Origin of the sequence: Nocardia carnea, from assembly GCF_029868325.1 — a bacterium.
Lineage (GTDB): Bacteria > Actinomycetota > Actinomycetes > Mycobacteriales > Mycobacteriaceae > Nocardia > Nocardia carnea_C.
Window position 1 is genome coordinate 96,027 of the sequence record NZ_JARWNW010000237.1, and the last position, 21,769, is coordinate 117,795.

Here is a 21,769-nt window from a genome sequence, read left to right on the forward strand (position 1 = left end):
CCGTCGGAGAGGACAGGCCGAGGTCGTGTTTGTTGCCTGGAGAGATCTGAAGTTCGCCAAGGGGCGTTTCGCTCTGATGGGGACTGTGATCGTGCTGATCACGCTACTGGTCGGGTTGTTGTCCGGCCTCACGGCCGGGCTGGGCCGGCAGAATATTTCTGCGATTACATCGCTACCCGCGGATCTGATCGTTTTTTCCGCCCCGGGGGAAGGCCAGGATGTGTCGTTTACGGGTTCCTCGGTCACTGCCGGGCAGTGGCAGGAGTGGGCGGGGGCGCCCGGTGTGGAGGCTGCGGAACCGCTGGGGATCACCACCACCCGTGCCGCCGCGGCCGGTGCAGGCAGTGCCGGTGTGTCGGTGTTCGGTGTGCGTCCCGGATCCGGTCTCGCCCCAGAGGGCGGCAGTATCGATGACGGATCGGTGGTGTTGTCCACGCCGGCGGCGTCGGATCTGGGTGTGGGCGCCGGTGATTTCGTCACGGTGGCCGGGCAGCGGCTGCGGGTCGCTGCCGTGCAGGGCGATGCCTATTTCAGTCATACCCCGGTGGTGTGGGCGAGCCTGGATTTGTGGCGGGAGATCGCGCCACCCGCGGAGTCGGGTGTGGAGCCGGCGGCGTCGGTTGTCGCTGTGAAGACCGCGTCCGGGACAGATGTGGCGGCCGTCGACGAGAGCGCCGGAACGAAGACTGTCGGTGTCGGCGATTCGTTGTCGGCGATCGGTTCCTACACCTCGGAGAACGGCTCTTTGCAGTTGATGCGCGGGTTCCTGTTCGTGATCTCGGCTCTCGTCGTGGGGGCGTTCTTCACGGTGTGGACGGTGCAGCGTAGCGGCGATATCGCGGTGCTGAAAGCACTCGGTGCCACTACGGCCGGGCTTTTGGTGGATGCGCTCGCTCAAGCTGTGGTGCTGCTGGTGGGTGGCACATTGCTGGGCACAGCTCTTGCTGCCGGGCTGGGTGTGTTCATCGCCGGGTCCGCTGTTCCGTTCCATCTCACTGCGGCCACTGTCCTTGTTCCGGCGGCGGTGATGGTTCTGGTGGGTGCTGTGGGCGCCGCTGTATCTGTCCGTCGCATTACTTCTGTCGACCCGTTGACTGCTTTGGGGAGCGCCCGATGAGCCTGAATCTGATCGATATCACTCTTACTTATCCGGACGGTGACAATCGTCTGACGGCTTTGGACAAGGTCGGCCTGGAGGTTCCCCGGGGAAGTCTGACTGCGGTGGTCGGTCCTTCCGGTTCCGGTAAGTCGAGTCTGCTCGCTGTCGCGGCTACCTTGATCACTCCCGACGCCGGGACGGTGGTCATCGACGGTACGTCGACCACGGGTCTGCGCCGTAGTGAGCTGACCGATCTGCGCCGCAGCACGATCGGGATCGTCTTCCAGCAGCCGAATCTCATCGCCTCGCTGACCGCTGTCGAACAGTTGCAGGTGATGGCCCATATCGATGGCCGTACACCGGGTGCGGTACGTGGGCGGGCGATGGAGCTGCTGGATGCGGTCGGCCTGGCGGAGGTGGCGGGGCGTCGTCCGCACCAGCTTTCGGGTGGCCAGCGGCAGCGTGTCGGTATTGCGCGGGCGTTGATGAACGAGCCCACGGTGCTGCTGGTCGACGAGCCCACCAGCGCCCTCGATCACGACCGCGGCGCCGCGGTCCTGGATTTGATCGCCGGCCTGACCCATCAGCGGTCCAGCGCCACGGTGCTGGTCACCCATGATCGGGCCCATCTCGCTGTCGCCGACCAGGTTGCCGAGGTGCACGACGGCCGGTTGCGGTCGCCGGCGACAGCTCACGGTTTCCGCTGAGCCGGTGCGGAGGAAAGGGAAAGCGATGACGCCAGTAGCTTGTCGAGCATGGATATCGAGGGACCGAGCCGGACAGCGCTCGTGACTGCCTACGCCCGTGCCTACCATCACGTTTTCGACCGGCCGAGGATTCTTGCCGATCCACTGGCGGCACGTCTGCTGGGTGTCTCGGTGGATGAGCTGGCCGAATTGGGGCGGCCGGCGGTGGATCGTCCTGGTAGCGGTGGTGGCATGGATATCCTGCGGCTGGGTGTCGGTGATCGGCCGCGTCGCCTGTTCTTTGCTGCCCGTGCCCGTTTCGCCGAGGATCGGGTGGCCGAGGCCGCTGCTGCCGGTGTGGGACAGGTCGTGATCCTCGGGGCGGGCCTGGATACCTTCGCCTACCGCAACCCGCATCCTGGTCTGCGTGTATTCGAGGTCGACCACCCTGCTACCCAAGCGTGGAAACAGCAACGCCTCACCGCATCCGGTTTCGACCTGCCTGAACAGGTGACTTTCGTGCCGGTCGACTTCGAAACCGACACACTCGCAGAACGATTGGCGGCCGCCGGATTCGGCCGGGCCGATCCGGCCGTCTTCGTGTGGCTCGGTGTCGTCTTCTATCTGACTCCGGATGCCGTCCGCGCCACCCTCGAATACATTGCTTCCCACTCCGCGCCGGTAGAGGTGGTCTTCGACTACCTGCAGTCGGCACGTACCGACGCGGATCGCGCACAGTTGCAGGCGCGCGCACATCGAGCGGCCGCTGTCGGCGAACCCTGGTTCAGCTACTTCACTCCTGACGACGTCGCGGCGCAGTTGCGTGCGCTCGGCTTCACCGATATCGAAGACCGCTCTGCCGCGGACCTGATCGCCGGGTATCTGGACGGATCCGCGGAATTCGCGGGTGAGCCGCCGGAGGCGCTGCGCCCGGTTCGCGTACTGCGGGCGAGCCGCTGAGGATCCCCTCGCCCGGGCCCAGTGCTTCGGTGCACTGGTCAGAGGCCGAGTTTGGTGACGGCGTTGTCGGCGAGGGGGTCGGCGGTTCGGATGTAGCGGTGGACGGTGCGGGGGTTGCTCCAGCGGCCTTGGCGCATGATTTCGCGGTCGGCGGCGCCGCCGAGGGCGGCTTGGGTGGCGAAGCCCGCGCGCAGGGAGTGGCCGGAGAAGAGGGTGGGGTCGAGTCCGGCGCGGGCGGCGTAGCGTTTGACGATTTCGGCGACCGCGCGGCCGGAGAGTGCGGTGGCGCCGATTCCGCCGTGGCGGTTGACGGCGGGGAACAGGGGTTGTGCGGGGGTGAGGCGGGGGTCGGGGTGGTAGCTGTGGCAGCGGTGGATGTGGGGTTCGCCGATGGGGTTTTCGTCGATCCAGGTGTGGACGCCGCGGGGGTTTTCGGTGTGGGCGGCGAGTAGGTGTAGCCAGTCGGCGCAGGCGCAGATGGGGCAGGTGTGTGCTTGGCTGCCGCGGGGCAGGGCGACGTGTTGTTCGGTGATGCCGGTGGGGTCGGTTTTGGTGGTGGGCAGGTGGATGAGCAGGAGTGGTTCGCCGGTGGTGTGGTCGGTGCCGAAGTGGATATCGGCGATGCGGAGGGCGGCGAGTTCGCTGCGGCGCAGAGCGCCGGCGAAGCCGAGGAGTAGGAGCAGGGTGTCGCGGCGGCGGGCGGGTTCGCCGGGCCGGCCGGGTTCGGGGAGGCCGGTGAGGAGTTCACCGAGGGTGTGCAGCAGGATCGGGCGTTTGCGGGTGGGCCGGGTGCGGCGGGTGCGGCGGATTCCGCGGAGGGTGAGGCGGACGACGTCGCTGCGGGTGGGCGCGGGTAGTCCGTTGGCGGCGTGGACGGCGGCGATGGCGGCAGATTTTCGTTCGAGGGTTGCGGGGCTGTAGGCGTGGCGGCCGTTGGCGGTGCGGGCGTCGGCGGCGGCGGCGAGGTAGACGGCGACGTCGAGTGGGTCGGCGGGGAGGGCGGTGCGGTTTTCGCGGGCGCACCAGGCGGCCCAGGCGATCCAGTCGGTGCGGTAGGCGCGCAATGTGTTGGGGGATTGGGAGGCGGTGAGGTAGCGGCCGAGCGCGGTGGCTTGTTCGGTGTCGAAGCGTTCGCGGACGTTACGTAGTGCGGCGGTGTCGACGAGGACGCTGGTGACGCCGCGGCGGAGTTCGGTGCGCACGGTGTCGGGTAGGTCGACGGCTGTTTCGGTCACGGTTCTCCTCGTCGGTAATTGCGTCACGCAATACGTTGCGTTCGACCGAACGTAACGAAACGTATTGATCGGGAACGAATCTCCCGCAACCCTACCTGCCTAACCGCCGATAATGTTCACTTATCGGCGGTTAGGCCTGAGAGGGTCTCCACAGGGCCCCGCACGCCTACTTCGAGTTTCGTTTCGTGTCATACCGTTTGATTCGACGAAACCAACGCTACGATTCCCGGGTGCCGACAACCTGCAACTATCCCGGCTGCACCCAGCCCATCCCACGCCCCTCCGGCCCCGGCCGCCCCTCGGAATACTGCGATCGCCCCGAGCACACGCGATGGCGCGCCTGGCGCGAAAGGCAACGGCTACAACAGGAAGCCGACCCCCAGCCCGATTCCGTCACCGTGACGCAAACCGGCCCGGTCACCGCCGCCCGGCTCCGCGCCGACGAACTACTCACTCAATTCCGCAACCTGGCCGAACAACTCGGCACAACCCTCAACGCCGCAGTCACCGAAATGTCGACACTGGCCGACCCCTCGGCAGCCGAAGCGCAGGTTCAGGCAGTACAAGCCGACGCCGCGCGCCGTATCGCCGAAGCCGAAATGGCCGCGGCCGCCGCCGAACAGGCACGCCGCGACGCACAGCAGGCCCGGATCCGCGCGGAGGAAGCAGCCGAGGACGCAGCAGCCACCGCAGATACCGCCGAAGCCCGCATCGCGGAAGCCCGATCACAGACCGCGGCCGCCGAAATCGCCCGCGACGACGCACTGCACGAGGTGGAGGCCGTCACCACCCGCGCCGCCGACGACGTTTTCGCGGCCCGCTGCGCGGCCGAGGAAGATATCCGGACCGCCCGGAACGAGGCCGCCGCCGAGATCGAGCGGGTCCGCGCCGAATGCGCCGGGGAAATCGAGCGCGCCCGCCGCGCCGCCGACGCCGATATCGAACGCGCGGACCGGGAGAACACCCAGAAGGTGAAGGCGGCCACCGCCGACCGGGACCTGGCCGTACAGCGGGCCGCCGATACCGAGCGCGCCTTGGAACGGGCCGAACGGTCGGCCACCGAACGGGAGGAAGCAGCCCGGGAAGCACGCACCGAATTGCAGCGGCTACGCGCCGAGTACGACACCGTCCGGCAGGACCTCGCCGACACTCGTCGCACCGCGGCCGCGGATCTGGCCGCGGCCCGCGCCGAGACCGCCACCGCCGTCGAGCAGGTGCGTACGGAAACCGCGCAACGTATCGAGGCACTCGATCAGGCCCGCGCGCAGACCTTGGCCCGCGCGGAGCGTGCGGAACAGCAATTGGACACCCTGCTGTCGGAGCGGGCGGCGTCACACACCCAACCGGATCCGGTGTAATCGCGGCACCATCCAGGATCGTTCCCCCTCCGGGGCCACCCGGCCGAACTCGTTCCAGGACGCTACCGTGGCCTCATGGCCGAGGACCCGCTGCCACGTCTACGCCGGCTGTGCACCGCGCTGCCGGAAACCACCGAACGGCTCAGCCACGGCGAACCCACCTGGTTCGTGCGTGGTAGGAAAACGTTCGTCACCTACGCCGATCACCATCACGACGACCGGCTGGGTTTCTGGTGCGCGGCCCCGCCGGGCGCGCAGGAGGCGCTGGTGGCGGCGGAACCACAGCGGTTTTTCCGGCCACCGTATGTGGGGCATCGCGGCTGGCTCGGTGTGTACTTGGATGTCCCGGTGGATTGGGCGGAGGTCGCCGAAATCGTCACCGACGCCTACCGGGTGGTGGCGCCGAAATCGCTGGTGGCTCTCCTCGACCAGCTGTAGCCCGTGCTAAGGGGTTGCGTTGCCGGTAGCGGGCGCCGGCGAGTCCTGCTCGGGACTGCGGCCGCCGAGGTGGCGGGCGAAATGCTGTTCGATCGCGCGGTACAGCATGACCTGGTTTTCCGGGTTGTCGAAACCGTGTCCCTCGTCCTCGGCGACCAGGTACTCCACCGGGACGCCGCGTTCACGCAGCCGGGCCACGATATTGTCCGATTCGGCCCGCACGACGCGGACATCGTTGGCGCCCTGGGCGACCAGCAGCGGGGTGCGGATCTCGTCGACCATGGTGATCGGTGAGCGGGCCAGCATATCGGCTTCCTGTTCCGGGATCTCCGGGTCACCGACGTAGCGGTACCAGTTGTTGACACTGTAGGCGCGGGTGAACGGTGGCAGGGTGCGCAGGAAGTTGGCGAGGTCGGAGATCCCGACGTAGTCGACGGCCGCGGCGAAACGGTCCGGGGTGACGGTGACACCGACGAGGGCGGCGTAACCCCCGTAGGAGCCGCCGTAGATTCCGATACGGCCGGGATCGGCGTACCCCTCGGAGACGGCCCAGTCGACCGCGTCGATCAGGTCGTCGTGCATCGCGCGGGCGAATTCGCCGATCGCGGCGGTGACATGCCGTTTCCCGTAGCCAAGCGACCCCCGGAAGTTCACCTGCAGTACCGCGTAGCCGCGGTTGGCGAGGAACTGCACATCGTTGCTGTACCCCCACGAGTCGTGGTACCAGGGCCCGCCGTGCACCACCAGTACCAGCGGGAGGTCGCGGGGTGCCACGCCGACCGGGAGGGTGAGGTAGCCGTGCAGGGGTAGCCCGTCGCGGGCCGGGAAGTCGACGGGTTGCATGGGGGCCATGGTTTCCGGGGCGCGGTCCGGGTAGGACCGGAACAGGCGGCGGGCTTGGCCGGTGGTGTGGTCGTAGAACCAGGTGACACCGGGGTCGCGGTCGTGGACGAAGGTGGCGATCCAGCGCTGCCCCGAGTCGTCGCCGGACAGGGTTCCGAGCACCCCATCGGACAGTTTCTGCAGCTGGGCGTGGATTTCGGCGAAATGGGGGTCGAGGATCTCGAGATGGGGGCGGCCGGCTACGAAGCGGGCGGCGAGGATTTCGCCGGTGCGCCGATGGGTGTGGACCGGGGGTGGCAGCACGCCGGGCAGCATCATCCCGCTGAGGTCCAGGTCGTGGCCGTCGACCGCGGCGACCACGGTGTCCGCCCCCGTCTCGTGGTCGATGCGGACCAGCCGCAGGTTGTCGCCGTCCTGGAAGGACCCGACGAGCAGGCCTTTCCCGTCGGCGGTGACCTGCTGGGGGTGCACACTCATCGGGTGTTCGGCGCCACCGAGCCGGCGCAGTTGCCGTGCCCGGCCGGTGGTGTCGATCGCGGAGATCTCGACGGCACCGTCCGCGGTGAGCGCGGTGCGGAACACAGGCGCACCGGCGCGGTCGAGCAGCACGGTGGCTGTCGGTTCGTCCTGTTCGAGATGCAGGGTCGTTTCACCGGTGGCGACGTCGATGCGGAAGATATCGAAGAACAGGGGCCGCCGGTTCATGGTGACCAGCACGCTGCCGGGTATCGACGGCAGGTCCTCGGCGCCCACCACCCGTGACCCCGGGTCCATCGGGGTGAGGTCGACGGCGGGAGCTCCGGGGTCGTCGAGGTCGGCGCGATACAGGTGCCAGTCTTCGTTGCCGTCGGTGTCCTGCAGGTAGAGCAGCCAGCGGGGGTCGTCGGTCCAGTAGTAGGTGGTGATCCCGCGGCGGGTGTCGTGGGTGACGGGGATCGCGTCGTCGTGGGTTGCGTCGATATCGCGGACCCAGACGTTGCGGCGGCCGCGGTGTGGGGCGAGGTAGGCGATGCGGGTGCCGTCGGGGGAGATCGAGGGGTTCGCGAAGTGCGGGTCGGCGAAGAAGGTGTCGATATCGATCAGGGCCGGTCGCTGGTCGGTCGGGTCTCCGGTCGTCATGGTCATATGGCGCGCTCCCTCTGTTCCTGCTCACGATGTCGTCACCGACTCAACACTGTGACGTAGCGGCATACTCAACCCCGGCGCGCCGTGTCCCCGGCCACGTTCCCGCCCGGTGCCGGTTCCAGATTGTGGATTACATGCGCAGAGGGAGCCCCGCTTCGATCCGCGCGATTCGGTCGGCGTGCACGATATGCGCTCGTTCGAGCAGTGCGACCAGTTCGGTTTCGCCTTCGCGGATGCGCCGCCGGTATTTGGCGGGCAGTCCGGCGAGCGTTTTCTCTTCACCGAGCATCTTGTTGTAGGTGCGTTCGCGCAGGGTCTGGTCGGCTTCGTAACCGAGGTCGAGGTAGCGGGTGGCGTGGCGGCGGGCATTCCCGACGGCGGTTTGCGCACGCCCGGCGGGGCTGAGCAGGGACGCGACGACGGTGACCACCAGTATCAGCACGATGAGGGCCAGCGACAGGCCGGTGGAGATCTCGGTGACCGGTACCGGTTCGCCATGATTGATGAACGGGACGTTGTTTTCGTGGAGGGCGTGCAGGACGAGTTTGACGCCGATGAGCGCCAGGATCGCGGCGAGACCGAACCCGAGGTAGATCAGGCGGTCCAGCAGCCCTTCGAGCAGGAAGAACAGCTGGCGCAGGCCGAGCAGGGAGAACGCGGTGGCGGTGAAGACGATGAACACGTTCTGGGTGAGCCCGAAGATGGCGGGTATGGAGTCGAGGGCGAACAGGACGTCGGTGCCGCCGATGGCGACCATGGCGAGCACCATCGGAGTCATATGGCGGCGGCCGTCGACGGTGGTGAACAGTTTGTCGCCGTCGTAGGTGTCGCTGGTGCGCAGGAAGCGCCGGGCCAGCCGCAGGACGATATTGTCGCCGGCGTGGCTGTCCTCCCCTTCGGGGCGGAGCATATTGCCGGCGGTGAGGAGCAGGGCGGCACCGAACAGGTAGAACACCCACGCGAACCGGTTGATGAGGGTGGCGCCGACGAAGATGAATCCGGTGCGCACCACGAGGGAGAACACGATTCCGACGAGCAGCACCTTCTGCTGGGCGGCGCTGGGGACGCGGAAGGTGGTCATGATGATGAGGAAGACGAACAGGTTGTCCACCGAGAGCGCTTTCTCGGTGATGTAACCGGCGAAGTACTCCAGGCCCATATCGGATCCGCCGAACCCCCACACCGCGAACCCGAACGCCACCGCGACACCGATATAGGCGGCCGACCACACCGCGGCTTCGGTGAGCGACGGGGTGTGGGCGCTGCGGACGTGAAAGAAGAAGTCGAACAGCAACAGTCCGGCGATCAGTGCGAGGGTGCAGCCCCATACCAGCGCGGGAACGGTCACGACGGCCTCCTGACTGGTGCCCTCGAACGTGTCTCGCTGCGACTGTAGTGCCCGGGCGGCGCCGGGTTGCGGTTCAGCGCGTGGTGTCGCCGGCCCCGGCCCGGATGGTGACCCGGTTCGCGCCGGGATCGTAGGCGAGTGGCGGGGCGCCGTCGGTGTGGTCCTCGCGGTGCATCAGACTGTGTTTGCGCTGCTCGAATTCGATATGTTTCGTTCCTTGGAACAGGGCGGAGACTTCTTCGAACCCGGTGGCGGCGGCGGGTGCGCGGCGGCCGCGGTTCCACGGCAGGGCTCGGCCGCCGGTGATACGACTGATGAGGACTTCGGCGAAGGCGAGGCCGATGAGCAGGCATACCAGGCCGGGCAAGGTCATCGCCCATACGATTCCCACCGGCTGATTCTACGGCGGTGGGAGCGGCCGGGTGGGTGGTCGGCGACAGGCGGGTGGGGCAACTGTTCGGCAATCCGGGCTGTCGGCCCATATCATTCAGCTATGCCGACCTACGAGGAAGCGGGGGCCGCTCCGGTGTTCGGTCGCGGTGTACGCCAGACGGTGCTGGCGATGGGGGTGTGTTCGGTCGTGATCGGGGTCGCGACGGTGGTATGGCCCGATAAATCGCTGGGCGCGGTGGGGAATCTGTTCATGTTCTCGCTGCTGTGCGGCACGGTGTCGCTGGCGACGGTGGCATTCGGTAGCAAGCTGGGCCGTTTCCCGCGGACCCTGCTGTTCTTGGCGGCGGTGGTGTCGCTGGTGACGGCGACGCTGTGTTTCCGGGCGGGGAACTGGACGCTGCTGCTGGCGATGTGGCTGGGGTTGGCGTGGTCGGTGCGGGGGATCGCGCATGCCGTGGCGGGGGTGTGGGACGACGACGAAGTGACCGGTCAGGGGAAACAGGAGCTGTTCGGTTTGGTGACGTTGGCCGCGGGCCTGGTGATCGCGGTGGCACCGTTCGACAGTATCGAGATGCTGGCCGCGGTCGCGGGGTGCTGTATGACGGCGTTCGGTGCGCTGGAAGTGTGGACGGCGCTGCGTTCCCCGCTGGCGGTGCGGTCACCGGAGTCGGACACACTGACACCGGAGCAGCATCTGACGTCGGTGATCGCGAGCGCGGGAGGTTCGGGGAGACGCGCCTCGGACTGAACCGCCGGATCGGTCCGGGTTTCGCTACTCTTTCCTGCTATGGCGATCATTGCGAGCCATCGGATCATGCGCCTGCGTGCTCTTATCGAGCACCCCAACACCGGGGCCGACGAGCGGGCGACCGCTCAGCGGATGCTGGATCGGCTGCTGGCCCGCAGTGGTGGCGCTCCGGTCGGTGACCGCACCTACGGCGACCGTCATCACCGGGTCGGTAAACATGCGGATCTGCCGGCGGTGGCGGAGATGATCCGGGCCGATATCGCGCTCGGGCGGATCATGTTCGCGCCGCAGACGCGGGTCGGTGAGCCCGCGATCCGGGACCCGCTCGGCGATGCGCCGGTGCAGATCGAGATCACCGTGGATCTGCCGCATCATGCGTGTATCGATATCACCATCGACAGGGTGCCGCGGGAATGGGGCTGGGTCGTCGAGGACGGTATCGAACGGGTCAGTCCGCAGTTGCAGGAGCTGGCGACCGAACTGGCCGACATCATGAACGGCTACAACTTCGACGGCAGCGATATCGCGAAACGGTTCTTCGGCCGGGTCCGTATCCCGGAACTCACTTTGGTTTGGTAGATGCCGCGGTGTCTGCCCGGTCGGCAGCGGCGCCGCGCCGGGCGAGCTCCATGCCGCCGTGGACCCGGGTCTCGCCGGTAGCCCGGATCACCCGCCGGCGACCTCCACTCGCGGGGTGTGGCTCACCGGGAAGTTCACCGAGGCCGCGATGAAGCATTTGGCCGCGGCGTCGCCGTGCAGGTCACGGGCCCGGCCGACCATATCGGCGGCGGCGACCGTCACCACCGGCCGCAGTTCCACGCCGGTGAAATGCCCGCCGCCGTCGGCGGTTTCCGCCATCGTCGCGAGCGCTTCGTCGTGGTATTCCAGCACTGTCACCCCGCTGACGGCGCACAGGTGCAGGTACCACAGCAGGTGGCATTGGCTCAGCGCGGCGACGAGCAGCAGTTCCGGGTTCCAGCGGGTGTCGTCGCCGCGGAACGCCGGGTCGGCGGAGCCGTGCAGATCGGGTCGGCCGGGAGACCGTGTCACATAGGACCGTTCGTAGGAGCGGTAGTCGACGGTTCCGGTCGTGCCCGCCCCGGTCCAGTCGGTGCGGCATTCGTAGTGGTGGGTCCGTGCCATATCCGCGATCCTGCCGGGCCGGCGCGGGTTCGTCGACTCGATCGGCTCGGGGCAGCTACCTCCCCGGGGTCGAGCCCTATCGGGGTTGATCCACGGGAACCCACCGGCCGCGATCGCCGCGCGCCGGGGGTCGCAGTACACGCAACCCATTCGTCGCGTCCCTCTGTGGTCAGGGCGGCGTATATACCGCGTCGGTGCCGTTGACCAGTGCTTGCAGCACATGCGATTCCCGGCCGCCGACTCCGGCGGCGATATGTCCGTCGCCGCGGGTCTACACGCAGGAAGTGGCAAGGCCGGGGCTGTCGGCGAGGTCACCGATCTGACGGCCCAGGCCGCGGTGGCACCGTGTTGGCGGGTGAGTGAAGCGCGGCGTGCACGATTTCAGGCCCTACCGGCCCGGTGGCGCGGCGCGGCCTGCTGGGCGGTCGCAGATTCGCTCATTTGTTCCTGTGTTCGGAAGCCCGGGCGATCTCTTGATAGGCGGCGGTCAGTTCGGCCAGCACGCCGTTCTCGGGTGCCGGTCGCCGGTGCAGGTGGATATCGCGGAGTTCGTTCATGAATCGTTGCCCGAGTTCTGGTCCGCCGTCGGCGAGCAGGCGGGCGCGGATGGCGAGTTCGGGTGTGGTGGGTAGCCAGCGGGCGCCCCAGGCGCCGAGTTCGGTGATCAGGGGGATGAGCTGGATCGCGGCTTCGGTGAGGTGGTATTCGACTTTCTGCCGGTGGCTGGGGTCGTCGTCGCGGGTGAGTAGTCCGGCGTCGACGAGTTTGGTGAGGCGGGTGGCGAGGGTGTTGGAGGCGATTCCTTCCATGGAGGCGCCGAGCAGTTCCCGGAAGTGGGTGTTGGTGCTGAACATGAGGTCGCGCAGCACGATGAGGCTCCATCGATCGCCGAGCAGTTCCATGGTCATGTTTATCGGGCAGCCGGATTTGCCGGGCGCCACGGACAAAACCTCCGGAGAAACTGGTTGCGTCATGAGATCAGTCTAGACTAGGTTTGCAACTGGTTGCATAGTGAAAGCAGAAGGAGTCTTCGATGAGCCCACTCGTCCGCGTGCAGAATTTCACCGTCTCCGCCGACGGCTACGGAGCCGGTACCGGCCAGAGCCTGGAGCGTCCGTTCGGGCACGCCGATCCCGCCGCCATGATGGCGTGGGCCGGCGCCACCGCCAGCTGGCCCAACCGCACCGACCCCGGCGGCACCCGCGGCCTCGACGATTACTTCACCCGCGATTTCGCCCGCAATATCGGCGCGGAGATCATGGGCCGCAACAAGTTCGGTCCGCAGCGTGGCCCCTGGGAGAACGACGACTGGCAGGGCTGGTGGGGTGCGGAACCCCCGTTCCACACCCCCGTGTTCGTCCTGACCCACCACCCGCGCCCGTCGTTCACCCTCTCCGATACGACCTTCCATTTCCTGGACACCACCCCGGAGGATGCGTTGAAGCAGGCCTTCGCCGCCGCGGACGGCCAAGATGTACGTATCGGCGGGGGAGTGCGGACCGTCCGCGAATTCCTGGCCGCGGACCTGATCGACACGCTGCATATCGTCGTCACGCCCAATGAACTCGGTGCAGGCGAACGCCTGTGGGAGCGACCCGAGGAACTGCTCGACCGGTTCCACCTGGAGAAGGTCCCGAGCGCCAGCGGTGTCGTGCACCATCTGTTCTGGCGCCGCTGAACAGCACTGTGCCCCGGGTATCCGAAGATATCCGGGGCACAGTGTCCGGCCGGCCGGTGAACCGGGTGGACGGGATCAGGCCAGATCGAACCGGTCCGCGTTCATCACCTTGTTCCAGGCGGCGACGAAATCGTGCACGAACTTCTCCTTGGCGTCGTCGGCCGCATACACCTCGGCGACGGCGCGCAGTTCGGAGTTGGAGCCGAACACCAGGTCGTAGCGGGTGCCGGTCCATGTGACCGCGCCGGTCGCGCTATCGCGTGCCTCGAAGGTCTCCTGGGTTTCGTCGGTCGATTTCCATTCCACACCCATATCGAGCAGGTTGACGAAGAAATCGTTGCTCAGGACGCCGACGTTGTCGGTGAGCACGCCGTACTTCGACTGCTTGTAGTTGGTGCCCAGGACGCGCAGGCCGCCGACCAGCACGGTCATTTCCGGTGCGGTGACACCGAGCAGGTTCGCGCGGTCGATCAGCAGATGCTCCAGCGGCAGCCGGTGACCCTTGCCGATGTAGTTGCGGAAACCGTCGGTCCGCGGTTCGAGTACCGCGAACGAATCCACATCGGTCTGCTCCTGCAGGGCGTCGTTGCGGCCCGGGGTGACCGGGACGGTGACCTGCACACCGGCTTCCTTGGCGGCCTGCTCGACACCGGCGGCGCCGGCGATCACGATCAGGTCGGCAAGCGATACCTTCTTACCGCCGGTCTGGGCGGAATTGAAGGATTCCTGGATCTTCTCCAGCGCACCCAGCACCGTGCCCAGCTGCTCGGGCTCGTTGACATCCCAGCTCTTCTGCGGTTCCAGCCGGATCCGGGCACCGTTGGCGCCGCCGCGCTTATCGCTGGAGCGGAAGGTCGACGCCGACGCCCACGCGGTGGACACCAGCTGCGGCACGGTCAGGCCGGTGGCCAGGACCTGCTCCTTGAGTGCGGCGATATCGGTGTCGTCGACGACCTCGAAGTCCACGGCGGGGACGGGGTCCTGCCAGATCTGGATCTCGGCGGGGACCTCGGGGCCGAGGTAGCGTTCGATCGGGCCCATATCGCGGTGGGTCAGCTTGTACCAGGCGCGGGCGAACGCGTCGGCGAACTGCTCCGGGTTGTCCTTGAAGCGGCGCGAGATCGGCTCGAACTCGGGGTCGAAGCGCAGCGACAGGTCCGTCGTCAGCATCATCGGCTTCTTCTTCTTACCCGGGTCGTGGGCGTCGGGGATGATTTCCTCGGCGTCCTTGGCGACCCACTGGTTGGCGCCCGCGGGGCTCTTGGTGAGTTCCCATTCGTAGCCGAACAGGATCTCGAAGAAGTCGTTGGTCCACTGCGCGGGTTTGGTGGTCCAGGTGACCTCCAGGCCACTGGTGATGGCGTCACCGGCTTTACCGGAGGCGTGGGCGCTCTTCCAGCCCAGGCCCATCTGTTCGATGGATCCGGCCTCGGGTTCGGCGCCGACCAGGTCGGCGTCACCGGCGCCGTGGGTTTTACCGAAGGTGTGGCCGCCGGCGATGAGCGCGACGGTTTCCTCGGCGTCCATCGCCATCCGGCCGAAGGTTTCCTTGATGTCCACGGCCGCGGCCAGCGGATCCGGGTTGCCGTTCGGGCCTTCCGGGTTGACGTAGATGAGGCCCATCTGAACCGCGCCCAGCGGGTTCTCCAGGTCCCGTTCACCGCTGTAGCGTTCGTCGCCGAGCCAGGTGGATTCGGGGCCCCAGTAGACGTCCTCGTCGGGTTCCCACACATCGGCGCGGCCACCGGCGAAACCGAACGGTGTGAAGCCCATGGTTTCCAGGGCGACGTTGCCGGCGAAGATCATCAGGTCGGCCCAGGACAGTTTTTTGCCGTACTTCTTCTTCACCGGCCACAGCAGCCGGCGGGCCTTGTCCAGGTTGCCGTTGTCGGGCCAGCTGTTCAGCGGTGCGAACCGCTGCTGGCCGCCACCACCGCCGCCGCGGCCGTCGATGGTGCGGTAGGTGCCGGCCGAGTGCCAGGCCATCCGGATCATCAGCGGGCCGTAGTGGCCGAAGTCGGCGGGCCACCAGTCCTGCGAGGTGGTCAGGACCTGGGCGATATCCTTGCGGACCTCGCCGAGGTCGAGGGTTTTGAACGCCGCGGCGTAGTCGAAATCGGGTTCCATCGGATCCGAGGCGGGCGCGTTCTTGCGCAGGATCTTCAGGTTGAGCTGGTTGGGCCACCAGTCACGGTTGCCGGCACCCGTGGTGGGGTGTTTGGCCGCGAACGGGCACTGGCCTGTGGTGGTCTCGGACACTGCTTTCCTTCCGGTTGACAAAGGGTCATTGCGGGCTGGACGACGTGGAACAGGTGGGGCACAGGCCCCAGTAGATGACCTCGGCTTCGTCGATGGTGAAACCGTGGCTGTCGGCGGCGGTCAGGCACGGCGCCGCGCCGGTGGCGCAATCGACGTCGGTGATGGCGCCGCAGGACCGGCAGACGAGGTGGTGGTGGTTGTCGGCGACCCGGGTTTCGTAGCGGGCCACCGAACCGGTGGGCTGGATACGGCGCAGCAGACCCGCGACCGTCAGTGCCCGCAGCACGTCGTAGACGGCTTGCTGGGAGACGGCGCCCAGGGTGCTGCGAACCTGCCCGACGATCGTGTCGGTATCGGAATGAGGGTTGTCGTGTACGGCGTTCAGCACCGCGAGCCGCGGGGCGGTCACACGCAGCGCGGCGTCACGCAGCATGTTCTCGAACTCCGCGGTCGTGGGCACGGCAGGAAGCTTACCGCTTTTCTGGAACCAATCAAGTATCAGTATCTATCCAGAAAAGCTCCCGGGATCGCCGACCGGCGGGTACCATGCGCGCGATACCGACAGCACGCGCAGGCGAGCTCGCCCTACTCAGGAGGTGGACGATAATGCGTCGCCCGATCTGCCGCAGGACAATCGCCACACTGGGCGCATTCGCCGTTCTCGCCGTACCCGCAGTCGCCACCACCGCCCCGGCTGTCGCGCAGCCCTCCTACTACGCCCCCGAGATCACGCCGTGTGACCACCTGTTCCGCAGCCCCCTGGATGCGCCCCGGCCCGGCGCCGCGACCTTCTGGAGCCCGTACGGCGCCACCGGCATCGTCTGCTACGACAACGGAACGGGGATGGCCGACTACTACCAGCGCGACCCGCGGGGCGCCTGGCACGATATGAACGAGCTGATCCCCGGCCACTTCTTCTTCAGCGTATTCACCACCGGCATCCCCGACGCCGCACAATGGCGCTGATCCGGTAATCCGCGCCCGCCCGTCCCGCACCCTGGCTCGCGCACCCCCGCACAGAGCGCAGAAAATAAATACCCATTGCGCCCCTCCTCGAAACTTGCTTATCATTGCCTTCTCAAGCTGGTCGTCAGAACGCAAGTGCGCTCCGGCGACTGCCGGACCGGAAATCGTCACGGACCGGTCGGGCGATACCGATGAATCCTCCAATTGTCGGGGTTGCGGGGAATCCATAGCGCGAATTCGACGACAGTGCGGTCGCCGAATTCTGCTGGAACAAACTGGTACATAGGCACGCCACTTCCGAGAAGGCGATCCAGTGCAACCAATGAATTCCACTACGGTCCGCTTCCTGCTCGCCGCACCCCCCTCGGGGTCGAGACACGGCTGTGACCTGCAAACCTACCGCCCGCCGGGCGTGGGTTGCCAAAGCGCGCCACCAACGCGCACCGGGTCCGCCGGGCGTCCGCCCCGGAACGGTGGGGTTCGCCGGAAACGCCTCGTCGCGGGATTCACGGCCGCCCGTACCGATGACTCTCCGGTCATCGGACGCGACGACTCGCGACCTTAGCCGCCGAAAATCGACGACGGCTCTCTACACGAATCCGATAACCGTCAGGTCTCAATACTCGAAGGTGATTCATCACGGGTTGACCACAAATTATCCGGCCATTACCGAATGCCGCATAAATCGCGAACCAATTCCGCACCGGCGGCATTCGGTGCCATTTCTGAAAATCCACTCCGGCTTTCTGGAGTGATTGACGTTTCTTGCGGTGCGGGGGCGGTCTCGACGTGTCGACCGGCTCTCGAAACGACGAAATTCATGGAGGTCAGGTGACCCAGTCCGAGCGCAACCTCGACAGCAGCCGGGAAGAGGCGGATTCCGCGCCGGGCGGCGCAGCAGAGTTCCCCGCCCCGGGTCCCGGTAACGGCGCCTACTCGCCCAACGGCAACGGCAACGGCAGCCACAACGGTGTCTCGCCGAGCCCGCGGACCGGCGACGTGTTGCGCCTGTCCGCGGCGCAGCGCGGGATCTGGTTCGCCCAGCACCTGGCGGGATCGTCCCCGATTTCGGTGGCGCAGTATGTCGAGATCGCCGGCCCGGTCGACATCGACGTACTGGTCGCGGCCTGCGACACCGCCGGGCGCGAGTTCGGTTCCGCCTATGTGCGACTCGTCGAGGAGGACGGCGAACCGTATCAGATCGTCGACGAAGGACTGCCCTCACCGGTATCGGTGCTGGATCTGCGCGGACACGACGATCCGGTGGCCGCCGCGCACGACCTGATGATCCGCGACTATTCCGCCCCACTGGACCTGCGCAGCGACCGGCTCATGAAATGTGTGGTCTTCCAGGTCGATTCGGACCACTACCTGTGGTATCAGCGCGCCCACCATATTGTGCTCGACGGTTTCGCCGCGGTGACGATGCTGCAGCGGATCACCGAGCTGTACAACGCCTGGGCGACGGGGGAGCAGGCACCGCCGTCCACGGCGAAGGACCTCGGCGAAATCGTGGACCAGGACCTGTCCTACCGCGGTTCGGCACGGTTCGACAACGACCGCAACTATTGGACCGAACACTTGGACGGCGCCCCGCCCGTGGTCAGCCTCGCAGGCCGCGTCGGCAAACCCACCATTCACCCGACCCTGCTCAGCGCCACCCTCCCGGAAGACACGGCCCGGCTGCTGGACCGCGTCGTCGCCGACCGCGGAACCAGCGTCACACCCGTGATCGTCGCCGCGTTCGCCGCCTACCTCGCCCGGATGACCGGCAGCGACGAAGTGTTGCTGAGCCTGCCGGTGTCGGGCCGGCATTCCGCAGTGCTGCGCCGGTCCGGCGGGATGGTCGCCAATGTGGTTCCGTTGCGGGTGCCCGTCGCCGGCCGCGGCACCGGCGCGGTGATCGACGCCGTACAGGGCGAGCTGACCAGTGCCCTGCGCCGGCAGCGGTACCGGCAGGAGGACATCTTCCACGATATGGGGATCGCCCGCGACGAAACTGCGTCGTTCGGTCCGGCGGTCAACCTGATGATGGTGGACAACGAGATCGTGCTCGGCGCCACCACCGGCCGGCTGCATGTGCTGACCTCGGGCCCCACCGCGGACCTGTTCGTCAATATCTATCCCGGTGCCGGCCGCGACAGCACCCAGATCGATTTCCAGGGCAACCCGAGCGCCTACAGCAGCGACGAACTCGCCGCCCACCACACCCGGTTCCTGATGTTCCTGCACGAATTCCTGGCGGGCGGACCGGACCACCCGGTCGGCACCCTGCCGCTGCTGGAACCGGCGGAACGCGCCGCGCTGCTACCCGTCCGCGGACCGGAAAGCGCCGGCGACCGGCTGCTGCCCGATATCCTCACCGAAGGCGCCCACCGCGACCCCACCGCGACCGCGATCGCCACCACCGCCGAAACACTCACCTACCACGAGCTGGACACCCGCTCCGCACAGCTCGCGCGGTACCTGATCGGCCGCGGCTGCGGGCCGGGGACGGCGGTCGCGATCGTGCTGCGCCGCTCCGCCGAAACAATCGTCGCGGCGTGGGCGGTCGCGAAATGCGGTGCCGCGATCGTGCAGGTCGACCCGGATTATCCGGCGAAACGTATCGAGCACATGATCACCGACAGCGACGCCCGGGTGGTGCTCACTCTCGACGCCCTCCGGGACCGGCTACCGGGCGCCGCGCCGGCACTGATCCTCGACGACTCCGCGACCCGGCAGGCCTGCGCGGACAACGGTCCCGGCCCGGTCACCGACGCCGACCGCACCCGCCCACTGCACACCGCCGACCTTGCTTACATCACCTACACCTCCGGTTCCACCGGTGTGCCCAAAGGTGTGCAGGTCACCCACCGCGGCCTCGCGAACCTCGTCGCCGACCGCATCGACACCTACGGGATGACCTCGCGGTCGCGGGTGTCCTATGCCCTCTCACCGGCTTTCGACGCCTCTTTCGAACAGTTCCTCACCTGTTTCGCCGGCGGCGCCGCACTGGTGGTGGTGCCGCCGGAGGTGATCGGCGGCGACCACCTCACCCGGCTGCTGGCCGACCAGCACATCACCCATCTGACGTTGACCCCGGCGATGCTGGCGACCGTGGACCCGCAACCACTCACCGATCTGCGGGTGGTGGTGGTCGGGGGCGACGTCTGCCCGCCGCATGTGATCGAACGGTGGTCGCGGCACTGCGCGATGTTCAACGAATACGGGCCCACCGAAACCACGGTGACCGCCGCGGGCGCCCGGATCCGGCCCGGCCGTGACCTCACCGCCGGCGGCCCGGTCCGCGGTGTGGCGGCGATGGTGCTGGACCGGGCACTGCAACCGGTGCCGGCCGGTACCGCCGGGGAACTGTATCTGGCCGGGCCCGGCCTGGCCCGCGGCTACAACCGGCGGTTCTCCGATACCGCGGCCCGGTTCGTCGCCGACCCCTACAGCGGCCCGGGGCAGCGCATGTACCGCACCGGCGACCTCGCCCGCTGGACCGTCGAGGATTCCCGGGTATCACTGGAACTGCTGGGGCGCAGCGATTTCCAGGTGAAGATCCGCGGCTACCGGATCGAACCCGCCGAAATCGATGCCGCCCTCACCGCCCACCCGGATGTCGACCTGTCGGTCACCATCCCGGTGCACAACAACGCCGGAGCCACCGTCCTGGCCTCCTACGTCGTCCCCGTCGACGACCACCGCGCCGACCCGGAGCAGCTGCAACGGTTCGCCCGTGAATCCCTGCCACCGCATATGGTGCCGGCGGTGATCGTGCCGCTGGACCGGCTGCCGGTCAACGCGTTCGGCAAACTGGATCGCGCCGCGCTACCGGAACCGGAATTCGGGGCGGCCGCCGCCGGGCGCGCCCCGGAAACCGCCCGCGAAATCCTGATGGCCGGGCTGTTCAGTGAGATCCTCGGCGTCCCGCAGGTCGGCGCCGACGACAGTTTCTTCGCCCTCGGTGGCGACAGTATTCTGTCGATCCAGCTGGTGTCGCGCGCCAAAGCCGTGGGTCTCGGGTTCTCCACCCAGGACGTGTTCGAGCACAAAACGGTCGCGGCCCTGGCCGCCATGGCCACCGAAGCCGGTGGCGCGCCGCAGCTGCGGGAACTACCCGGCGGCGGCACCGGCCCGATCCCGTTGTCGCCGATCGTGCACGCCATGCTCAGCCGCGGCCACTACGACCGCTTCGCCCAAGCCACTCTCGTCGAACTACCCGACCGCCTCGACCCCACCCATCTCGTGCGCGCCCTGCAAATCCTGCTGGACCGCCACGACATGCTGCGCGCGACCCTGCACGTCACCGCCGCCGGCGAGCACCGCCTCGACGTCGCGGCCCCCGGATCCGTCGACGCCGAAACCATCCTCACCGACCGCACGCTGCGCGACCGCGACGCAGGCGAAATCGACCGGCACCTGCAGGCGGCCGCGGACCGCCTCGACCCCGCCGCCGGGGTGCTGGTGCAGGCCGTCCGCATGCCCGACGGCACCGGCGCGGACCCCGACCTGCTGTGGCTGGTGATCCACCATCTCGCCGTAGACGCGGTGTCGTGGCGGATCCTGCTCGCCGACCTCGCCCATATCTGGTTGCAGGTGTCGACGGGCGAGGACCCGCAGACCGGCGCCGGCACCACCTCGGTGCGGCGCTGGGTCCACGGCCTCACCGAACACGCCTCCGCGCGGCGTCCGGCGGAACTGGCCCACTGGACAGACGTACTCGCCGGCGGTGACCGGCTGCTGGGGTCGCGACCACTGGATCCCGCACGCGATGTCATGGCCACCGCCGACCGGATCCGGTTGCGTATCCCGGCCGATATCACCGAAGCGGTCCTCACGACCCTCCCGGCCCGGTTCCACGGCAGCGCCAACGACCCCCTGCTCGCCGCGCTCGCGCTGGCGTTCGCGCAATGGCGGGCCCGCCGCGGCGACCCCGCCGGCCCGGAACTCATCTCGCTGGAGGGCCACGGCCGTGAAGAGCAGGCGGTGCCGGGCGCGGACCTCAGCGCCACCGCCGGCTGGTTCACCACCCGGTTCCCGGTGCGGCTCGAAATGTCCGGCGTCGATCTCGACGACGCCTTCGCCGGCGGCCCCGCCGCGGGGTCGGCGATCAAACAGGTGAAGGAACAGTTGCGCGCGGTCCCGGACAACGGGATCGGCTACGGGATGCTGCGTTACCTCGACCCCGTGGGCAGCGCCGAACTCGGGAGCGCGCCGGAACCCCAGATCAGTTTCAACTATCTGGGGCGGGTGGGTGTCCGCGACCACTCGGGGGCGTGGACACCCACCACCGAATTAACCTCGCTGACCGCGCCCACCCATCCGCGGATGGCGCGGCCCCCGGGACGGGTTGTGAACGCGCTCGCCGCCCGCGGGTACCGCCGCATACAGTCGGTGAACTCGGCGACCGCGCGCTCGGCGTCGTCGGTCACGACAACCGCCCGGTCGGCCGGATCCACCGCTCCCGCGGCGTAGGTCAGGTCCAGCGCAGCCGTCAACGGC

At 67.8% G+C, this 21,769-nt stretch carries 18 protein-coding genes; 10 read left to right on the plus strand and 8 right to left on the minus strand.

Going from position 1 to position 21,769, the window contains the following annotated elements; all coding sequences use genetic code 11:
• The first annotated feature begins 76 nt into the window (after positions 1-76).
• Genes QH196_RS20650 through QH196_RS20660 form a run of 3 tightly spaced genes read left to right on the plus strand, consistent with a single transcriptional unit; the run spans position 77 to position 2,745 of the window.
• Entirely contained in the window at positions 77-1,117 is a 1,041-nt protein-coding gene (locus QH196_RS20650; RefSeq protein WP_280417449.1) for an ABC transporter permease, read from the plus strand.
• Positions 1,114-1,806, plus strand: coding sequence for an ABC transporter ATP-binding protein (locus tag QH196_RS20655; protein WP_280417450.1), 693 nt, complete (start codon positions 1,114-1,116; stop codon positions 1,804-1,806). The genes QH196_RS20650 and QH196_RS20655 overlap by 4 nt, the downstream gene beginning before the upstream one ends.
• 48 nt (positions 1,807-1,854) lie before the next feature.
• The gene (locus QH196_RS20660; RefSeq protein ID WP_280417451.1) at positions 1,855-2,745 is read left to right on the plus strand and encodes a class I SAM-dependent methyltransferase; all 891 of its coding nucleotides are present in this window, start codon (positions 1,855-1,857) and stop codon (positions 2,743-2,745) included.
• Between the two features lie 38 nt (positions 2,746-2,783).
• Here the strand turns inward: QH196_RS20660 and QH196_RS20665 are convergent, their stop codons facing one another.
• A complete protein-coding gene (locus QH196_RS20665) occupies positions 2,784-3,980 on the minus strand; it encodes a tyrosine-type recombinase/integrase (protein ID WP_280417452.1) in 1,197 nt (398 codons plus the stop codon).
• A gap of 230 nt (positions 3,981-4,210) precedes the next feature.
• Here QH196_RS20665 and QH196_RS20670 point away from each other — a divergent pair, with 230 nt between their 5' ends.
• Both QH196_RS20670 and QH196_RS20675 read left to right on the plus strand, forming a co-directional pair.
• Positions 4,211-5,338, plus strand: coding sequence for a hypothetical protein (locus QH196_RS20670; RefSeq protein ID WP_280417453.1), 1,128 nt, complete (start codon positions 4,211-4,213; stop codon positions 5,336-5,338).
• 75 nt (positions 5,339-5,413) lie between these two features.
• Positions 5,414-5,776 (plus strand): MmcQ/YjbR family DNA-binding protein, encoded by a 363-nt coding sequence (locus tag QH196_RS20675; protein WP_280417454.1) that lies wholly within the window; start codon positions 5,414-5,416, stop codon positions 5,774-5,776.
• 6 nt (positions 5,777-5,782) lie between these two features.
• Here the strand turns inward: QH196_RS20675 and QH196_RS20680 are convergent, their stop codons facing one another.
• From QH196_RS20680 to QH196_RS20690, 3 genes are all read right to left on the minus strand, one after another.
• A complete protein-coding gene (locus QH196_RS20680) occupies positions 5,783-7,744 on the minus strand; it encodes a S9 family peptidase (RefSeq protein ID WP_280417455.1) in 1,962 nt (653 codons plus the stop codon).
• 130 nt (positions 7,745-7,874) lie between these two features.
• Positions 7,875-9,092 (minus strand): TerC family protein, encoded by a 1,218-nt coding sequence (locus QH196_RS20685; protein ID WP_280417456.1) that lies wholly within the window; start codon positions 9,090-9,092, stop codon positions 7,875-7,877.
• 73 nt (positions 9,093-9,165) lie between these two features.
• Positions 9,166-9,483 (minus strand): DUF6191 domain-containing protein, encoded by a 318-nt coding sequence (locus QH196_RS20690; RefSeq protein ID WP_280417457.1) that lies wholly within the window; start codon positions 9,481-9,483, stop codon positions 9,166-9,168.
• A gap of 102 nt (positions 9,484-9,585) precedes the next feature.
• Here QH196_RS20690 and QH196_RS20695 point away from each other — a divergent pair, with 102 nt between their 5' ends.
• Positions 9,586-10,233 carry an HdeD family acid-resistance protein gene (locus QH196_RS20695; protein ID WP_280417458.1) on the plus strand — a complete coding sequence of 216 codons (648 nt, stop codon included), beginning with the start codon at positions 9,586-9,588 and terminating at the stop codon, positions 10,231-10,233.
• A gap of 39 nt (positions 10,234-10,272) precedes the next feature.
• Entirely contained in the window at positions 10,273-10,812 is a 540-nt protein-coding gene (locus tag QH196_RS20700) for a hypothetical protein (protein ID WP_280417459.1), read from the plus strand.
• Positions 10,813-10,899: 87 nt separating this feature from the next.
• Here QH196_RS20700 and QH196_RS20705 read toward each other — a convergent pair whose 3' ends face one another.
• Entirely contained in the window at positions 10,900-11,376 is a 477-nt protein-coding gene (locus QH196_RS20705) for an OsmC family protein (protein WP_280417460.1), read from the minus strand.
• A 437-nt stretch (positions 11,377-11,813) separates the two neighbouring features.
• Positions 11,814-12,350: a winged helix-turn-helix transcriptional regulator gene (locus QH196_RS20710; protein ID WP_280417461.1), complete on the minus strand. Its 537-nt coding sequence runs from the start codon at positions 12,348-12,350 to the stop codon at positions 11,814-11,816.
• A gap of 59 nt (positions 12,351-12,409) precedes the next feature.
• On the opposite strand from QH196_RS20710, the gene QH196_RS20715 reads away from it, so the two are divergent.
• Entirely contained in the window at positions 12,410-13,054 is a 645-nt protein-coding gene (locus QH196_RS20715; RefSeq protein ID WP_280417462.1) for a dihydrofolate reductase family protein, read from the plus strand.
• A gap of 75 nt (positions 13,055-13,129) precedes the next feature.
• Here QH196_RS20715 and katG read toward each other — a convergent pair whose 3' ends face one another.
• Positions 13,130-15,313 carry a catalase/peroxidase HPI gene (katG, locus tag QH196_RS20720; RefSeq protein ID WP_280417463.1) on the minus strand — a complete coding sequence of 728 codons (2,184 nt, stop codon included), beginning with the start codon at positions 15,311-15,313 and terminating at the stop codon, positions 13,130-13,132.
• 25 nt (positions 15,314-15,338) lie between these two features.
• Positions 15,339-15,773 carry a Fur family transcriptional regulator gene (locus QH196_RS20725; protein ID WP_280417464.1) on the minus strand — a complete coding sequence of 145 codons (435 nt, stop codon included), beginning with the start codon at positions 15,771-15,773 and terminating at the stop codon, positions 15,339-15,341.
• A 146-nt stretch (positions 15,774-15,919) separates the two neighbouring features.
• Between QH196_RS20725 and QH196_RS20730 the strand changes: the two genes are divergently transcribed.
• Both QH196_RS20730 and QH196_RS20735 read left to right on the plus strand, forming a co-directional pair.
• The gene (locus QH196_RS20730; protein ID WP_280417465.1) at positions 15,920-16,279 is read left to right on the plus strand and encodes a hypothetical protein; all 360 of its coding nucleotides are present in this window, start codon (positions 15,920-15,922) and stop codon (positions 16,277-16,279) included.
• 831 nt (positions 16,280-17,110) lie between these two features.
• Positions 17,111-21,742 carry an amino acid adenylation domain-containing protein gene (locus QH196_RS20735; RefSeq protein WP_348538094.1) on the plus strand — a complete coding sequence of 1,544 codons (4,632 nt, stop codon included), beginning with the start codon at positions 17,111-17,113 and terminating at the stop codon, positions 21,740-21,742.
• Positions 21,743-21,769: the final 27 nt, after the last annotated feature.